The organism is Mesorhizobium sp. M9A.F.Ca.ET.002.03.1.2, assembly GCF_003952365.1.
Classification (GTDB): domain Bacteria; phylum Pseudomonadota; class Alphaproteobacteria; order Rhizobiales; family Rhizobiaceae; genus Mesorhizobium.
Genome location: NZ_CP034443.1, coordinates 777270 through 794041, shown reverse-complemented (window position 1 = coordinate 794041; position 16772 = coordinate 777270). Strand labels below are relative to the sequence as shown.

At 63.5% G+C, this 16772-nt stretch carries 15 protein-coding genes and 2 pseudogenes; 10 read left to right on the top strand and 7 right to left on the bottom strand.

All coding sequences use genetic code 11. From position 1 onward, the window contains the following. Positions 1-7 precede the first annotated feature (7 nt). The gene (locus EJ066_RS03950; protein ID WP_126035093.1) at positions 8-1171 is read right to left on the bottom strand and encodes a M20 aminoacylase family protein; all 1164 of its coding nucleotides are present in this window, start codon (positions 1169-1171) and stop codon (positions 8-10) included. Between the two features lie 232 nt (positions 1172-1403). Between EJ066_RS03950 and EJ066_RS03945 the strand changes: the two genes are divergently transcribed. Both EJ066_RS03945 and EJ066_RS03940 read left to right on the top strand, forming a co-directional pair. Beyond that, the gene (locus EJ066_RS03945; RefSeq protein WP_126035091.1) at positions 1404-2573 is read left to right on the top strand and encodes a D-alanyl-D-alanine carboxypeptidase family protein; all 1170 of its coding nucleotides are present in this window, start codon (positions 1404-1406) and stop codon (positions 2571-2573) included. A gap of 4 nt (positions 2574-2577) precedes the next feature. Further along, positions 2578-3684, top strand: coding sequence for a GTP-binding protein (locus EJ066_RS03940; RefSeq protein WP_126035089.1), 1107 nt, complete (start codon positions 2578-2580; stop codon positions 3682-3684). Between the two features lie 60 nt (positions 3685-3744). Here EJ066_RS03940 and EJ066_RS03935 read toward each other — a convergent pair whose 3' ends face one another. The 5 genes and pseudogenes from EJ066_RS03935 to EJ066_RS31725 all read right to left on the bottom strand — a co-directional run. Next, entirely contained in the window at positions 3745-3984 is a 240-nt protein-coding gene (locus EJ066_RS03935) for a sulfurtransferase TusA family protein (protein WP_126035087.1), read from the bottom strand. Positions 3985-3996: 12 nt separating this feature from the next. Next, positions 3997-5291, bottom strand: a pseudogene (locus EJ066_RS03930) (murein L,D-transpeptidase family protein). 289 nt (positions 5292-5580) lie between these two features. Beyond that, on the bottom strand, positions 5581-6531 hold the full coding sequence (locus EJ066_RS03925) for an acetyl-CoA carboxylase carboxyltransferase subunit alpha (protein ID WP_126035085.1): 951 nt from the start codon (positions 6529-6531) through the stop codon (positions 5581-5583). A gap of 99 nt (positions 6532-6630) precedes the next feature. Next, the gene (locus EJ066_RS03920) at positions 6631-7548 is read right to left on the bottom strand and encodes a site-specific tyrosine recombinase XerD (RefSeq protein WP_126035083.1); all 918 of its coding nucleotides are present in this window, start codon (positions 7546-7548) and stop codon (positions 6631-6633) included. Position 7549: 1 nt separating this feature from the next. Next, positions 7550-7693: pseudogene (locus EJ066_RS31725) on the bottom strand (histidine kinase); the annotation flags it as partial. 276 nt (positions 7694-7969) lie between these two features. On the opposite strand from EJ066_RS31725, the gene EJ066_RS03910 reads away from it, so the two are divergent. The 4 genes from EJ066_RS03910 to EJ066_RS03895 all read left to right on the top strand — a co-directional run bounded on the left by EJ066_RS03910 (position 7970) and on the right by EJ066_RS03895 (position 11543). Continuing rightward, the gene (locus tag EJ066_RS03910; protein ID WP_126035081.1) at positions 7970-8575 is read left to right on the top strand and encodes a shikimate kinase; all 606 of its coding nucleotides are present in this window, start codon (positions 7970-7972) and stop codon (positions 8573-8575) included. Next, positions 8572-9753: a 3-dehydroquinate synthase gene (gene aroB, locus EJ066_RS03905; RefSeq protein WP_126035079.1), complete on the top strand. Its 1182-nt coding sequence runs from the start codon at positions 8572-8574 to the stop codon at positions 9751-9753. The genes EJ066_RS03910 and aroB overlap by 4 nt, the downstream gene beginning before the upstream one ends. Next, positions 9750-10643 carry a transporter associated domain-containing protein gene (locus tag EJ066_RS03900; protein WP_126035077.1) on the top strand — a complete coding sequence of 298 codons (894 nt, stop codon included), beginning with the start codon at positions 9750-9752 and terminating at the stop codon, positions 10641-10643. The genes aroB and EJ066_RS03900 overlap by 4 nt, the downstream gene beginning before the upstream one ends. 96 nt (positions 10644-10739) lie before the next feature. Next, positions 10740-11543, top strand: coding sequence for an alpha/beta hydrolase (locus EJ066_RS03895; RefSeq protein WP_126035075.1), 804 nt, complete (start codon positions 10740-10742; stop codon positions 11541-11543). A 2-nt stretch (positions 11544-11545) separates the two neighbouring features. Here the strand turns inward: EJ066_RS03895 and EJ066_RS03890 are convergent, their stop codons facing one another. Continuing rightward, entirely contained in the window at positions 11546-11848 is a 303-nt protein-coding gene (locus tag EJ066_RS03890; RefSeq protein WP_126035073.1) for a BolA family protein, read from the bottom strand. A gap of 193 nt (positions 11849-12041) precedes the next feature. Here EJ066_RS03890 and EJ066_RS03885 point away from each other — a divergent pair, with 193 nt between their 5' ends. The 4 genes from EJ066_RS03885 (at position 12042) to EJ066_RS03870 (ending at position 16758) form a co-directional block, all read left to right on the top strand. After that, complete coding sequence (locus EJ066_RS03885; protein ID WP_126035070.1) at positions 12042-12662, top strand: J domain-containing protein; 621 nt, start codon at positions 12042-12044, stop codon at positions 12660-12662. Between the two features lie 123 nt (positions 12663-12785). Continuing rightward, a complete protein-coding gene (gene cobS, locus EJ066_RS03880) occupies positions 12786-13772 on the top strand; it encodes a cobaltochelatase subunit CobS (protein ID WP_126035068.1) in 987 nt (328 codons plus the stop codon). Between the two features lie 59 nt (positions 13773-13831). Further along, on the top strand, positions 13832-15730 hold the full coding sequence (cobT, locus tag EJ066_RS03875; RefSeq protein ID WP_126035066.1) for a cobaltochelatase subunit CobT: 1899 nt from the start codon (positions 13832-13834) through the stop codon (positions 15728-15730). Then, entirely contained in the window at positions 15727-16758 is a 1032-nt protein-coding gene (locus EJ066_RS03870) for an esterase-like activity of phytase family protein (RefSeq protein WP_126035064.1), read from the top strand. Before cobT ends, EJ066_RS03870 begins: the two co-directional genes overlap by 4 nt. Positions 16759-16772 lie beyond the last annotated feature (14 nt).

The following is a 16772-nucleotide window of genomic DNA, read 5'->3' as shown; positions in this document are numbered from 1 at the left end:
TAATGCATCAGGCGGCCAGCGCCGTCTCCGCCAGCTTCACCCAGTAGCTCATGCCGTGCGGGATGACCTCGTCGTTGAAGTCGTAGGCAGGGTTGTGGAGACCGGCGGTGTCGCCATTGCCGATGAAGATGAAGGCGCCCGGCCGTGCCTCCAGCATATAGGAGAAATCCTCGCCGCCCATCACCGGCTGGATGGCGCGGTGCACATGGGCGTCGCCGGCGATATTGGCCGCGACGTCGCTGGCAAAGACCGTCTCTTCCGCGTGGTTGAAGGTGACGGGATAATTGGCATTGTAATCGACCTCGATCGTTGCGCCGAAGGCCGAGGCCAACCCCGCGCAGATGGCGCGCACGCGCTCCTCCGCCTTCTTGGCGACCTCCTTCTTCAGCGTGCGCACCGTGCCGGCGATCTCGGCGCTCTCGGGAATGACGTTGTAGGCGTCGCCGGCATGGAATTTCGTCACCGACACCACGACGGCCTCGACCGGATCGGTGCTGCGCGAGGCGATCGTCTGCAGCGCGCCGACGAGCTGGCTGGTGATGACGATCGGATCGATCGTGCCGTGCGGCATCGCCGCATGCCCGCCCCGGCCCTTGACGGTGATGGTGAATTCGGCGGTCGCCGCCATGATCGGGCCCGGCCTGATGGCGAACTGCCCGACCGGCAGGCCCGGCATATTGTGCATGCCGAACACCTTGGAGATGCCGAAGCGCTCCATCATGCCGTCCTTGACCATCTCGTTGCCGCCGCCGCCGCCTTCTTCGGCCGGCTGGAAGATCACTGCGACAGAGCCGGCAAAATTGCGCGTTTCGGCGAGATATTTGGCCGCACCCAGCAGCATCGCGGTGTGGCCGTCATGGCCGCAGGCATGCATCTTGCCTGGAACGGTCGAGGCGTAGGGTTTGCCGGTGATCTCATTGAGCGGCAGCGCGTCCATGTCGGCGCGCAGGCCGATGGTCGTGCCTTCGCCCTGGCGGCCGCGGATGATGCCGACGACGCCGGTCTTGCCGAGCCCGGTCACCAATTCGTCGCAGCCGAAGGCCCTGAGCTTCTCGGTGACGAAGGCGGCGGTCTTGAAGACGTCGAAATTCAGCTCTGGAGTCTGGTGCAGATGACGGCGCCAGCCGGCGACCTCGTCTTGCATTTCGGCGGCGCGGTTCAGGATTGGCATGATGGTTCCATCTCGCTGTTGGAGCAGACGGTCTTGGCCTGCTGTTTTGCGATTGTGCCTGCTGCTTTGCAATTGTGATTGTCAGGCACTTTGCCATCTTGACGTCACATAGGCTAAATAGCACCGCAACTATGGTCCGGGCAGAGGGTCGGATCCACTTTGCTGGCGATCGCGTAACGAAATCTTACGGAGCCAGGGGCGACTACGGCAAGAGGCGATTTCGGATTCCACCATGCGATACAGGCATTTCCCTAGACTTTTGCTGGCGGGCGCCGTGGCGCTTCCGGTGCTGGCCGGGCCGGCTCTCGCCAATCCGACGATCGTGTTCGACCTGGAAAATGGCAGGATCCTCCAGCATCAGGAGGCTTTCAAGCGCTGGTATCCTGCCTCGCTGACCAAGCTGATGACCGCCTATGTGACGTTCCGCGCGATCGCGGCCGGCGAGGTTCAGCTCGATTCGCCGATCAAGGTCACGAAACGGTCCGCTGGCGAGCCGCCGAGCAAGATGGGCTTCAAACCGGGTTCCGTCATGCGGCTCGACAATGCGCTGAAGATGATGCTGGTCAAATCGGCCAACGACGTCGCCATGGCAGTCGGCGAGAACATCGGCGGTTCGCAAGCCGCTTTCGCCGAACGCATGAACACCGAGGCACGCCGGCTCGGCATGACCGGATCGCATTTCGTCAACCCGAACGGACTCTTTTCGCCGGACCAGTACACGACGGCGCGCGACCTCGGCTTGCTGGTGATGGCGATCCGCACGGAATTTCCGCAATATGCCCCCTGGTTTTCGATCGAGGGCCTCGCCGTCGGCAAGAAGCAGATCCCGAACTACAATCTTCTGATCGGCCGCTATCCGGGCGCCGACGGCATGAAAACGGGCTTCGTCTGCCCCTCGGGCTTCAACATGATCGGCTCGGCAACGCGCGACGGCCGCACGCTGGTCGCCGTGGTGCTCGGCGAACAGTCGACCATTACACGTGCCGAGACCACGGCGAGATTGCTTGACCAGGGTTTTGCGGCGCCTGTGTCGAGCTGGACCACGGTCGCGGCGCTGCCCGCCTATGGCGACACGACGTCCGTCAACGATCTGCGTGACGAGCTTTGCAAGAAAAAGCCGGCTAAGGAGCAGTCGGAAGCTGCCGTCCCGGTCGGCGACAAGGCGCCAAAATCCCCTTATCGGGAAAAGCTCGACCATGTGCCGACATTGGTCGCCGTCGGCCTTGGCGGCGCCACCGGGCCGAAGCCGAAGGCGATGCTCGATGCATCGGGCCAGGAATATGCCGACGTGCCACTGCCGACGTGGCGGCCCGACCTGCCGCAGCCACCCGGTGCCGAACCAATAGTGATGGGTTCCGCCGCCGCGACCCAGGACGGCCAGCCCGCCAAGGCCTTGAACTAGCCTGATGAGCAGCGGCTTTCCCATCCCCGTCTCGGTGCTGACCGGTTTTCTCGGCGCTGGCAAGACGACGCTGCTCAACCGGCTGCTCAGGGATCCTGCGCTAGCCGACACCGCGGTCATCATCAACGAGTTCGGCGAGGTCGCAATCGATCATCTCCTGGTCGAACAAGCCTCCGATGGCATCATCCAGCTTTCAGACGGCTGTCTCTGCTGCACGGTGCGCGGCGAACTGGTCGACACGCTGGCCGATCTCGTCGACCGGTTGCAGACCGGCCGCATCGCCCGGCTGGCCCGCGTCGTCATCGAAACCACCGGCCTCGCCGATCCGGCGCCGGTGCTGCAGTCGATCATGGGGCATCCGGCGCTGGTCCAGGCCTTCCGGCTCGACGGCGTCATCACGCTGGTCGACGCGGTCAACGGCAGTGCGACGCTCGACGCCCATGTCGAGGCGGTGAAGCAGGTGGCTGTCGCCGACCGCATTGTGCTGGCGAAAGCCGACCTGGCCACCGATCCGCGTGACGTGGAGGCCTTGCGGACCCGGCTGCGGCAGATCAATCCGGGTGCCGGGCTGCTCGATGCCGGTGACAGTAGGACCGATGTAGCGGCGCTGTTCGATTGCGGCCTCTACAACCCAGCCACCAAGTCCGCCGACGTGCGGCGCTGGCTGGGCGAGGAAGCCGCCCATGATCATCACCACCATGGTGACCATGACCACGGCGACCATGACCACGACCATCGGCACGATTCCCGTGTGCGCTCCCACGCGCTCGTCCATGATGGGCCGGTGCCGTTTTCGGCGATCGAGATGTTCCTGGACCTGCTGCGATCGGCGCATGGCGAGCGCCTGCTGCGCATGAAGGGCATCATCGAACTGCTGGAAGACCCGTCGCGGCCGCTGGTCGTCCACGGCGTACAGAAGATTCTGCATCCGCCGGCGCGGCTGCCGTCCTGGCCGGACGGCCAACGCGGCACGAGGCTGGTGCTGATCACGCTCGACATGCCGGAAGATTACGTCCGCCGGCTGTTTGCCGCCTTCACCAACCGGCCGTCGATCGACACACCCGACCGCGCAGCGCTGGAAAACAACCCGCTGGCCATCGCCGGGCGGTAGGATTTTCGCCTACCTGTAATTCGCAAGCGCCGAACCGGCAGAATGGCGAGATCGCAGAGTTTACGCGGCCCCGCCGCGCTCGACCAGAAAGCGATGGCCGCCGGAAACCGCTGTCGTTTCGACCAGATGATGACCGCTCTCGGCGCAGAAGGAGGGAATGTCGATGACGGCGAGCGGGTCGGTGGTCTCTAACCAAAGCTGGCTGCCCGGCTGCATCGCCGCCAGCCGTTTCTTCGCCTTGAGCACCGGCAAGGGGCAGTTCAGCCCCTTCAGATCGTAAACAGCAGCGTGCTTGGTCAAGGTGGGGAAACCTCAGCCGCCAAACATGCCGAGCAGCTTCCTCTTCAGCTTTGCCGCTGTGCTGCCCTCAGCGCTCGCCGCCTGCGTTTCGGTCACCGGGGCGGCCTCGGCGGGCGCGATGGTTGCAGTGGCGACAGGCGCTTCGGCCGCGGCCCTGACCGCTTCCTCTTCAGCCAGGGACTGAATCCTGGCCGCCTCTTTCTCGGCCTTGGCTGCTTCCATCGCTGCAAGCCTTTGCTCCTCGGCCTTCTGCTTGGCGGCCTTCTCCGCGTCGAGCGCGGCCATCTTGCGGCCCGCCGGCGAATCGATACGGCCCATGCGCGCCGTCTCGGTCATCGAGCCGTCGGCGTTGAGCGACGGCGGCTCGATCGTCACGCGTTCGCCGCGGGCGCGGCGCTTGGACCAGTCGGAAACGATGCTGGCTTCCTTGATGCCGGCGATGGTCGGCTTGGGTGCCGGCACGCTGGCCTTGACCGCGCCGTTGAAAGCCGCTTCGTAAGTGCTCTGGTAGGCATTGAAGGCGCTCTTCAGCGAATCCGGCTGTGTGGTCGTGGGGCAGGCGCCGGCCGGATCGAAGGTCGCGCCGTCCGCCGCGACCTGGTTGAAGACATAGCGCCTCTCGCAGACGTCGACCTTCGGCGGCACCTTGGTGATCTCGAAATTGTCGTAGCCGACCTTCAGCATCTTCCAGAATTCGTAGTTCGGATCCTTGCGATAGCGCGCCATGTTGGCGGCGGTCATGCGGAACGGAAAAGCCTGGATCTGGAACTCGGTCTGGCCGCCCTGGAAGGCATCGCGGCCGAAGGCGTAGATTTGCTCGATCTGCGCGTCGGTCATCGAATAGCAGCCCGACGACGAGCAGGCGCCATGGACCATCAGATGGGAACCGGTGCGGCCATTGGCGCGGTCATAGGTGTTGGGATAGCCGATGTTGAAGGCAAGGTGGTAGCTCGACCGCGGATTCATCTGCGACGGACGGACCGTATAGAAGCCTTCCGGCGCCTGACGGTCGCCTTCGGTGAATTTGGGGCCTAGCTTGCCCGACCATTTGCAGATGTCATAGCTGGCGACGATGTCGTAGCGGCCGTTGGTCTTGGCCTTCCAGATTTCGAGCTTGCCCTCTTCCTTGAAGATGCGGGCCATCACCGGCGAGGTGCGGGTCATACCCTTGGCCTTCATGCTGGCCAGGATCTTGTCGGGCAGCGGCTTGTTGGCCTGGGGGGAAAATCCTTCATCGAAGAATCGGTGCAGCCGGCGACCCCTATCGCGGCAATCAGAAGTCCGGTGCGGGCTAGCTTGGCAAACATGCGTATGGCTATGTCTTTTTTCTTTCGGACTGCAGGCATCAGCGCCGTCAGCCCCAACCCTAAACCCGTTAACCTTGAAAATTCCTTACCGCAAGCGCCGGGCGCATCCCTCACGGCAATCTGATTGAACCGAATGCAGCGGCATTTTTGTGGCGAAAGTGCTCAATCTCGCCACATTGCGACACCGAAATCGTCTGGCAGTCCATCCGATTGAAATCGGACGGACTGAATCTTTTTGTTTGACCATGATCTTTTCCGAAAACCGGTTCCCACTTTTCGGGATCCTGGTCTAAAGGTTCCGGCCCATGGCCAGGTATTTCTCGCGGCGCTGCTCGCGAAAATCGGTGTTGGCGCCGGAGAATTCCTTCATCGTCTTCGCGATGAGGTCGCCAGTGGCGGCGATCACCGTTTCCGGGCCACGATGGGCGCCGCCGAGCGGCTCGGGAACGATGGCGTCGATGATCTTCAGCTCGAGCAGGTCCTGAGCCGTGATCTTCATGTTGGTCGCCGCATCCTTCGAGCGGGTGGTGTCGCGCCACAGGATCGAGGCGGCGCCCTCCGGCGAGATCACCGAATAGATGGCGTGCTCGAGCATGTAGACGCGGTTGGCGGTGGCGATCGCAATGGCACCGCCCGAGCCGCCTTCGCCGATGACCACCGAGATCGACGGCACCCTCAGGCCGAGACAGGCCGAGGTCGAACGGGCGATGGCCTCAGCCTGGCCGCGCTCCTCGGCATTGACGCCGGGATATGCGCCGGCCGTGTCCACCAATGTCAGCAACGGGATATTGAAGCGGTCGGCGAGTTCCATCAGCCGCACCGCCTTGCGGTAACCCTCCGGTCGCACCGAGCCGAAATTATGCTTCAAGCGGCTCGCCGTATCCGAGCCCTTTTCCTGGCCGATGATCGCCACCGGTTCACCGCGGAAGCGGGCGAAGCCGCCGACGATCGCCTGATCCTCGCCGAAATTGCGATCGCCGGCGAGCGGCGTGAAATCGCTGAACAGACCCTTGATGTAGTCGACGCAATGCGGTCTGTCCGGATGGCGCGCCACCTGCACTTTCTGCCATGGCGTCAGCGCCTTATAGATGTCGCGCAGCGCATCGCGGACGCGTTTCTCGAGACGGCCGATCTCATCGCCGACATCGACCGCCTCGCCATTCTCAGCAAGCTTCTTCAGCTCGAGGATCTTGCCTTCGAGATCGGCGATCGGCTTTTCGAAATCGAGGTAATTGTACATTCTTGAGCGGACCGGTAAGTCGGAAGGCAATGACTGGCGGAGCCCCAGGAAACAGAGGCTCCGAGCGGCGGAACGTCGCCTCACATAGCGATATGACGCCTAGTCGGCAAGCGGATGATGATCGTTGACCAGTCGCACAAGCCGCTCCTCCAGCACATGCGTGTAGATCTGCGTGGTCGAGATGTCGGCATGGCCGAGCAACTGCTGCACGGCCCTGAGATCGGCGCCGTTCTGCAGGAGATGGCTGGCGAAAGCATGGCGCAGCACATGCGGCGATATTTTCGCCGAGGCGATGCCGGCCCGCGCGGCAAGGCCCTTCAGGTCGCGGGCGAAGACCTGCCTGGAGAGATAGCCGCTGTCGCTTGCTGCCGGAAACAAGAACGGACTGTCTGCGAAAGCCGGCACCGTTGCCCGCGCAGTGAGCCAGGCTCGCATCGCCATGCGCGCCTTTGCCGACAGCGGCACCATGCGTTCCTTGTCGCCCTTGCCGCGCACCATGAAGAAACGATCGTCGCGCAACGCCACCGTCACCGGCAGGCCGACCAGCTCGGAAACGCGCAGGCCGGTGGCGTAGAGCACCTCGACCAGCGCATGCAGGCGCAGCGCCGCCAGGCTGTCGCCGTCGTTCAGTGAGGTGTCGCCTGCCTCTTGCGCCGCGCGGTCGATCAGCCGGCCGGTATCGGCCTCGCTCATCGTCTTCGGCAGCGGCCTGCCCTTTTTCGGACTGTCCAGGGTTCCGGTCGGATCGTCGCCGCGCAGGCCCTCGGCGTAAAGGAATTTGAAGAATTGGCGCATCGCCGACAGTTTGCGTGCCTGCGAGGTGGCGGCAAAACCGCGCGCGGCGATATCGTCGAGATAGGCGCGGATGGCGGCGGCGGCGGCACCCGCAAGTCCGCCATCGATCCCGGCCGAAGCGTCTTCGAGGTCGCGGCGATAGCTGGAAAGCGTATTCTCGGCAGCGCCCCGCTCGGCGCTCATCATTTCCAGAAAGGCTTCGATGCGGGCCGCGCTGCTCATTTTTTGGGTTCAGCTTTTCCGGAGGAATGCGTACGCTCATTTCGGCCTTTCTCGGCTCGACGAACATCGCCAGAGCGAACATCGCGCCATAGACAATGCCGGCCAGAATCGTGAGTGTCACGACAAAGCGAAACAGTGTCGGCATTAATTTTCGCCCGTCTTCTTGTTCTGCGTTTCCAAACCCTGTGCCCTTATGAGACGCCAATCCGGCCAATTCAAGGACGAAGCTTAAGCGGACGCGCGGCGCGCGCACGCTTGACGCAAACAGGCTTTTGATGTCGATACCCGGCAAAGAGGGCTCTAAGCAGGCATTCGTGGGCCAGCCCACGAATGCCTGCTTAGATTCTTTGGTTTGTCGCAGGTTCTTATCGCAAAACCGTGGGACACTTTTGCGGAACCTGCTTAGAAACATCATGGTGTCATGAACGCGCTGCCAGCAAATCCTTCTGATGAAAGCCATGCCGCGCTGCTCGGCCGGCTGGGTGACCGTTCCGTCGTCTTCGTCGGCCTAATGGGCGCAGGCAAGACTGCGATCGGCCGCAAGGTCGCGGGGATGCTGGGGCTGCCTTTCATCGACAGCGATCAGGAGATCGAAAGCGTGTCGCGCATGACCGTCCCGGACCTGTTCGAACGCTATGGCGAGACCGAGTTCCGGGCGCTGGAGCAGCGCGTCATCCTGCGCGTGCTGGAACACGGCCCGCAGGTGCTGTCGACCGGCGGTGGCGCCTTCATGAGTGCGCAGACGCGGGAGGCCATTCAAGGCCATGGCGTGTCGGTATGGCTGAAAGCCGAGATCGACCTCCTGATGGACCGCGTTTCCAAGAAGCAGAACCGGCCGCTCCTGAAAAGCGCCGATCCCCGCGCCGTGATCGAGCGGTTGATGGTCGAGCGCTATCCGGTCTACGCAACCGCCGATGTCACTGTGCCGACCCGCGACGATCGCAAGGAGGTCATTGCGGCCGAGGTGGTGAGCGCGCTTTGCAGGCATTTCGGCGTTGCAGCCGAGACAGGCGAGGTGCGGTCGTGAGCGCCAATGCGACAGTCACCGTCGAAGTCGGGCTTGGCGATCGCGCCTACGACATATTGATCGGCCCCGGCTTGCTTTCCCGCGCAGGTACCGAGATTTCGCGCCGCTTGCCCGGCACGCGCGCCGCGGTGGTCACCGACGACAATGTCGCGACAGCACACCTCGAAACGTTGAAGGCCGGCCTCGAACAGGGCGGCACCCAGCCTGCCGTCATCACGCTGCCGGCTGGGGAAAAGACCAAGAGTTTCGCGCATCTCGAGGAGGTGGTGGACGGCGTGCTCGCCGCAAGGCTCGAGCGCGGCGATGTCGTGATCGCGCTCGGCGGCGGCGTCATCGGCGATCTGGCCGGCTTTGCCGCCGGCATTGTGCGCCGCGGCATGAATTTCGTGCAGATCCCGACCTCGCTCCTCGCCCAGGTCGATTCCTCGGTCGGCGGCAAGACCGGCATCAACAGTGCGCGCGGCAAGAACCTCGTCGGCGTCTTCCATCAGCCGAAGCTCGTGCTGGCCGACACCGAAGTGCTCGATACGCTGCCGATCCGGGAATTCAGGGCAGGTTACGCCGAGCTCGCCAAATACGGGCTCATCGACCGCCCGGACTTCTTCGCCTGGCTGGAGGAGAACTGGGGCCAAGTGTTTGCCGGCGGCCCGGAGCGGGCGCAGGCCATCGCCGAAGCCTGTCGCGCCAAGGCCGACGTCGTCGCCCGCGACGAGTTCGAGACCGGCGACCGCGCGCTGCTCAATCTCGGCCACACGTTCGGCCATGCGCTGGAGGCCGCCACCCGCTATGACGGCGCCCGTCTCGTCCATGGCGAGGGGGTCGCCATCGGCATGGCGTTGGCTTATCGCTTCTCGTCACGTCTCAATCTGGCAAGCCCCGACGATGCGGCGCGCATCGAGGCGCATCTTCGCGCCGTTGGCCTGCCCTGGCGCATGGCCGATATTCCGGGCGAATTGCCTGACGCCGAGGCGCTGCTTGCCTTCATCACCCAGGACAAGAAAGTGTCGCGCGGCGCGCTGACCTTCATCCTGACACATGGCATCGGCCAGGCCTTCATCGCCAGGGATGTGCCGGCGTCGGAAGTGTTGTCGTTTCTAAAGGAGAACCATCCGGGTCAGCAGGAAAGCCGCCCGGGTCGGCGGAAAAGCCGCCCGGGTCAGCAGAGCAGCCCGGGATGAACGAGACCGGCTGGATCGCCGCTGCTGTCCTTGCCGGGCTCGGCCTGCTCGCTTTCGCCTTTCGTGCGCGCCTGCTCGCTGCCTTCGGCTACAAACTGCTGCGGATCGAGCCGCAGCGTTCGAGCCATGACGAATTGCGCGGCGGCGTTGACGATTTTCGGCGCGATGGCCAGGTGGTGCGCGAGGATCGCGCCCGTATCGGCCGCCTCGCCGATCTCGACGAGCTCGAAGTGTCCGATGTCATGGTCCATCGCACCAACATGCGCTCGGTCAATGCCGACAATCCGCCGGAAGCGGTGGTGCGCGAGATCCTGCAGAGCCCGCACACCCGCATGCCCTTGTGGAAGGGCTCGCTCGACAACATCGTCGGGGTGCTGCACGCCAAGGACCTGCTGCGCGCGCTGAACGATGTCGGCAACGACTTTTCCAGGATCGACGTGATGAAGATCGCTTCGAAACCGTGGTTCGTGCCCGATACCACGACGCTGCAGGAACAGCTCAACGCCTTCCTGCGTCGCAAGGCGCATTTCGCCGTCGTCGTCGACGAGTATGGCGAGGTCGAGGGGCTGGTGACGCTGGAGGACATCATCGAGGAGATCGTCGGCGAGATCGCCGACGAGCACGATATCGACATGCAGGGCGTCAAGCAGGAAGCCGACGGCTCTGTCGTCGTCGACGGCACGGTGCCGATCCGCGACCTGAACCGGGCGCTCGGCTGGGACCTGCCGGACGAAGAAGCCACCACCATTGCCGGCCTCGTCATCCATGAGACGCAATTGATCCCGGACGAGAAGCAGGCTTTCACCTTTCACGGCAAGCGCTTCGTCGTCATGAAGCGCGACAAGAACCGGATCGCAAAGCTGAGGATCAGGCCGGCCGGCGAGGTTTAGGGTCTGGTCCGGCTTACCAATGCTTGACTGGACGCTCGCCGCGCCGGCATGCACTTTCGACTGGGCTGTCTGGAACTGGGCTGTCTGGAGATGACGGTGATCGATCGGCGAACCCTGCTCTTGATGTCAATGGCTTTGTTGCCGGCCAGCGCTTCAGCGGCATCGCGCCGGCGTTCGCCGTCTCCGCAAACCTTCGACTACGGACCGGCCAGGCTCGACATCTACTCGCGCGATGGCGCACGCAACCTGCCTGTGGTCTTTTACATCCATGGCGGTGCCTGGCGCGCCGGCAATCGCAACAATGTGGATTCCAAGCCGGCCTTCCTGCTCGACAACGGCTTCTGCTTCGTCTCCATCGACTATCGGCTGCTGCCCAAGGCCGATGTCGCCACCCAGGCCGACGATGTCGAGCAGGCATATCGCTACGTGCGCGCCAACATCGCCAAACACGGCGGCGATCCGGACCGGATGGCGGTGATGGGTCATTCGGCCGGTTGCCATCTGGCTGCATTGACCGGCCTGCGCGGCGGCCTGCCCGGCGTCGCGGCGCTCGTCCTTGGCGATACCAAGGCCTATGACCTGGAGGCGCTTGCCAGGAGCGGCGGCATGACACGAGCCTATGCCAGGGCCTTTCCAGACCCCGCGCAGTGGCGCGCGCTGTCGCCTGCCGCCCATGTCGGCGGGCGCAAATATCCGCCGACCTTCATTGCCTATTCGCGCGCATCCGGTCGCGCGACAGTTTCACGGGCCTTCGCCGAGCGCCTGCGGGCGACCGGAACGGTGGTGACACTATTCGACGGCAGCGCCTATTCGCACATGTCGATCGATCGCGCTTTCGGTGATGAGGGCGACGCCTTGACCTCTGCGGTGATGATCTTCCTCAAGTCGGCGCTCGGCTGATCCTACCATCTGGTGTTTTCGCCAGGTGCTGCCGGCTCGATGGCCAGCGCATGGACACCGGCCTTCAACTCGTCGGCCAGCAATTCGTTGACCGCGCGGTGGCGGTCGATGCGGCTCATGCCGGCAAAGACGGGGGAGACGATGCGGACGCGGAAATGTGTCTCGCCGGTGCCGTCATAGGTGCCGTGATGGTCGGAGTCCTGATGGTGATGGCCGGCATGGAGATGGCTTTCGTTGATGATGACCAGCCGCTCCGGCGAGAACGCCGTCTTCAACTTGCCTTCCATCGTCGACTGTATGGACATTCGCACTTCCCTTCACCACATATGGCCGGCGCATGACCCCCGAAAATCGGTACTCATGGTGCGTCCTAGAGGACGCGCGATGCCGTCGCCGCGAGAAAATCCGCCAATCGCCCGCTTTATGCCGCGATTCACCGGTTAGGGCGATCATCGCGAAAATGTCAATTCTTGTTTCGCAACAGCGAACAGCCCATAAATGGGTGAGATGAAACCGTACCCCAAATATTTCGAGAAGATTCGTATCCGACCGGAGAAGGATGCGGAGTTGAAGTCGCGCTCGCCGATCTGCCAATGGGACGGTTGCAAGGAGGCTGGCACCCATCGCGCGCCGGTCGGACGCATGAAGGAGGGCGAGTATTTCCAGTTCTGCTTCGATCATGTGCGCGAGTACAACAAGGGCTTCAATTATTTCTCCGGCGTTCCCGACACCGAGATCGCCCGCTTCCAGAAGGAAGCGATGACCGGCCACCGGCCGACCTGGAAGATGGGCATCAATGGCGCCTCGACGCGCTCTTCTCCCGACTTCGCCCAGCAGCGTTCCGGCCGCGCCGGTTATTACAACCGCATGCGCGACCCGTTCAACCTGTTCAACGATCCGCAGGCGCCGCGCGAGCGCAAGGCCAAGCCGCTTGAGGCCAAGGCGCTGGAAACGCTTGGTCTTGATACAAAGGCGACTGGCAAGGATATCAAGGCGCGCTATAAGGAACTGGTGAAACGCCACCATCCGGATGCGAATGGCGGCGACAGAGGTTCGGAAGACCGGTTCCGCGATGTGCTTCATGCCTATCGCGTGCTCAAGCAGGCAGGATTGTGCTGAGCGACCTTACGGTCCGTGTCGTTTTCCAACTTTCATAAGGTTGGAAAAGGCTCTAAGACCGCCCCCGGACAAAATCGATTGCCGGCGAAATCAGGCGTTTCGCCCGTGGAGACGTTGATAGTGATGAACAAGGTCGATCGCGACATCGCCAACCTGCCCGACACCACCGTGTCGGTGAAGGAGAAATTCGGCTTCGACTCCAAGATGGTGGTGCCGGCCTATTCGGTGACGAGCGAGCATGTGCCCGACATCGATCCGGACTATCTGTTCGACAAGAACACGACGATGGCGATCCTCGCCGGCTTCGCCTACAACCGCCGCGTCATGGTGTCGGGCTATCACGGCACCGGCAAGTCGACGCATATCGAGCAGGTCGCCGCCCGCCTCAACTGGCCCATGGTGCGCGTCAACCTCGACAGCCATGTCAGCCGTATCGATCTCGTCGGCAAGGACGCGATCGTCGTCAAGGAAGGGCTGCAGATCACCGAATTCCGCGACGGCATCCTGCCCTGGGCCTACCAGCACAATGTCGCGCTGTGCTTCGACGAATACGATGCCGGCCGTCCGGACGTGATGTTCGTCATCCAGCGCGTGTTGGAATCGTCGGGCCGGCTGACGCTGCTCGACCAGAGCCGGGTCATCCGCCCGCATCCGGCGTTCCGGCTGTTTTCCACCGCCAACACGGTCGGCCTCGGCGATACCACAGGCCTCTATCACGGCACCCAGCAGATCAACCAGGCGCAGATGGACCGCTGGTCGATCGTCACCACGCTGAACTATCTGCCGCACGACAATGAGGTGAACATCGTGCTGGCCAAGGCCAAGCACTATCGCGACGGCAAGGGCAAGGAGATCGTCAACAAGATGGTGCGCGTCGCCGACATGACGCGTTCGGCCTTCATAAACGGCGACCTTTCGACCGTCATGAGCCCGCGCACGGTCATCACCTGGGCCGAGAATGCCGAGATTTTCGGCGACATCGGCATGGCGTTCCGGCTGACCTTCCTCAACAAGTGCGACGAGCTGGAACGCTCGCTCGTGGCCGAGTTCTACCAGCGCGCCTTTGGCGAAGACCTGCCCGAATCGGCGGCGAACGTGGTGCTGGGCTAAGCATGGTTCTGAAAAGTCGCACGGCTTTTCGGACAAGATCGTGCTGCAAGGAATGATCAATGGCGGGTCCGGGCGACAACACGCGCAACAAGTCGAAGACGGGTTCTGAAGCCGACAGCTTCAAGCGCGCCGTCACCGTCTGCATGCGCGCGATCGCCGGCGACAAGGATCTCGAAGTCGGCTTCGCCAAGGATCGGCCGGCGCTCGCCGGCAGCCGCGCCCGGCTGCCCGAACTGCCGAAGAAGGCGTCGAAAGCCGACATCGCCATCACCCGCGGCCTCGGCGATTCCATGGCGCTGAAGCGCGCCTGCCACGACGCGCGCATCCACACCAGGCTGGCGCCGGAGGGCAAGCAGGCCCGCGCCGTCTATGATGCGGTCGAGCAGGCCCGGGTCGAGGCGATCGGCTCTCGCGCCATGCAAGGTGTGGCCGACAATATCGGCTCAATGCTCGAGGACAAATACGCCAAGGCGAATCTCGTCGACATCAAAGACAAGGCCGACGCGCCGATCGAGGAGGCGTTGGCCCTGATGGTGCGCGAAAAGCTGACCGGCCGCACTGTCCCGAAGAGCGGCGAGCGGCTGGTCGACCTCTGGCGCCCTTGGGTCGAGGAGAAAGCCGGCGCCGATCTCGACGGGCTGTCGGCAAAGCTCGACGACCAGCAAGCCTTCGCCCGTGTCGTACGCGAGATGCTGGCTTCCATGGAAATGGCCGAGGAACTCGGCGACGACCAGGAGACCGAAGACTCGGAGGACAACGACGACAACCAGCCGCAAGGCGAGGAGCAGAGCGAGGAGGGCGGTGAGGAGGATTCCGGCTCCGAGCAGTCGCAGTCCGACGACACCGAAGCATCATCAGACGACGAGCAATCGGCGGAGACGGAGGCGTCAGATGCCACCGCCGACGACCTGTCCGACGATGACGACGCCGATGCGGAAACGCCCGGCGAGGCGCGCCGCAACGACAATCCCTTCACCAATCTGTCGAAGGAGATCGACTACAAGGTCTTCACCACCGCCTTCGACGAGACGGTGGGCGCGGAGGATCTGTGCGAAGAGGAAGAGCTGGATCGGTTGCGCGCCTTCCTCGACAAGCAGCTTGCCAATTTGTCCGGCGTCGTCGGCCGGCTGGCCAACCGGCTGCAGCGCCGCCTGATGGCGCAGCAGAACCGCTCCTGGGATTTCGATCTCGAAGAGGGTTATCTCGATCCGGCCCGGCTGGTGCGCGTCGTCATCGACCCGATGCAGCCGCTGTCCTTCAAGCAGGAACGCGACACCAAATTCCGCGACACGGTGGTGACGCTGGTGCTCGACAATTCGGGCTCGATGCGCGGCCGGCCGATCACGGTCGCCGCCACCTGCGCTGACATTCTGGCGCGCACGCTGGAGCGCTGCGGCGTCTCGGTCGAGATCCTCGGCTTCACCACCCGCGCCTGGAAGGGCGGGCAGGCACGCGAGAAATGGCTGAAGGAAGGCAAGCCGCCGAATCCCGGGCGACTCAACGATTTGCGCCACATCATCTATAAATCCGCCGACCATCCGTGGCGGCGGGCGCGCCGCAATCTCGGCCTGATGATGCGCGAGGGCCTGCTCAAGGAAAACATCGACGGCGAGGCGCTGCTGTGGGCGCATAACCGCCTGATCGCCCGGCCGGAGCAGCGCAAGATCCTGATGATGATCTCGGACGGCGCGCCGGTCGACGATTCGACGCTGTCGGTCAATCCGGGTAACTATCTCGAACGGCATCTGCGCGCCGTGATCGAGCTGATCGAGACGCGCTCGCCGGTCGAGCTCCTGGCCATCGGTATCGGCCACGACGTTACCCGCTACTATCGCCGCGCCGTCACCATCGTCGATGCCGAGGAACTGGCCGGCGCCATGACCGAGCAGCTCGCTTCGCTGTTTGGCGAGGAAAGCGTGCGCGATACGCGGCGCGGCAGCATGCGGCGCGCCGGATGAGTTTTTCGCGGGGCGGCTTTCGGCAGACGTTTTTCGCCGCCACAGCACTGTTCGTTGCCGGCATCGCCTTGTCGCCTTCCACCACTGCCGCCCCGGTTTCGGTCGAGCCGATCGAAGTCTCGGTACGGCGGATAGCCCGGTTTCATATCGGCCGTGACGAAGAACGGTTCGGCCCGCTCGAATTCGCCGGCGGGCTGGAGATGACCTCGCCGTCACGCGATTTGGGCGGGCTGTCGGCGTTTCGCTTTCTCAAGCCCGGCAGCGATTTCATCGGCGTCGCCGACACCGGTTTCTGGTTCTTCGGCACGATTATCCACGATGCCGACAGGCGCCCCGCGGGCATTCAGAATTTCCGCATGCAAGAGATGGTCGACGTATCAGGCCAGCCGGTCGAGGAGAAATGGGAGGTCGACGCCGAAGGCCTCGCGGTCAAGGACGGCATCGCCACAGCCGGCTTCGAGCGCCAGCAGCGCGTCGCCCAGTTCAGCATCGAGCCGGACAATATGAAAGCGCCGTTCAAGCAGCTTGATTTCCTGGTTCCGGCCTGGGAGCTTCGCCTGAATCGCGGCTTCGAGACCGTCACCCATGCCAATCCAAACGGCCAGCATCAGGGCGGATTGGTCGTGGTGTCGGAGAAGAGCCTCGACAAGGCAGGCAACATCTTTGCCGCCATCATCGAAGGGCCGCACAAGGGCGTCTTCACCGTCAAGCGCAACGGCGATTTCGACATCACCGACGGCGCCTTCCTGCCCGACGGCGACCTCCTGCTGCTGGAGCGCAGTTTTTCGATGGCCGGCGGCGTCAAGATGCGGCTGAGGCGTATTTATGGCGAAAGCGTCGAGAAGGGCGCCGTTGCCGACGGGCCGGTATTGATGGAGGCCGACATGGGCTACCAGATCGACAATATGGAAGGGCTGGATGTCTGGACCCGAGACGACGGCGCGCTGATGGTGTCGCTGATCTCGGACGACAACCACTCGATCCTGCAGCGCAATCTTTACCTGGAATTTGTTCTGCACGAGGATTGAGGCAGTCGGCGGGA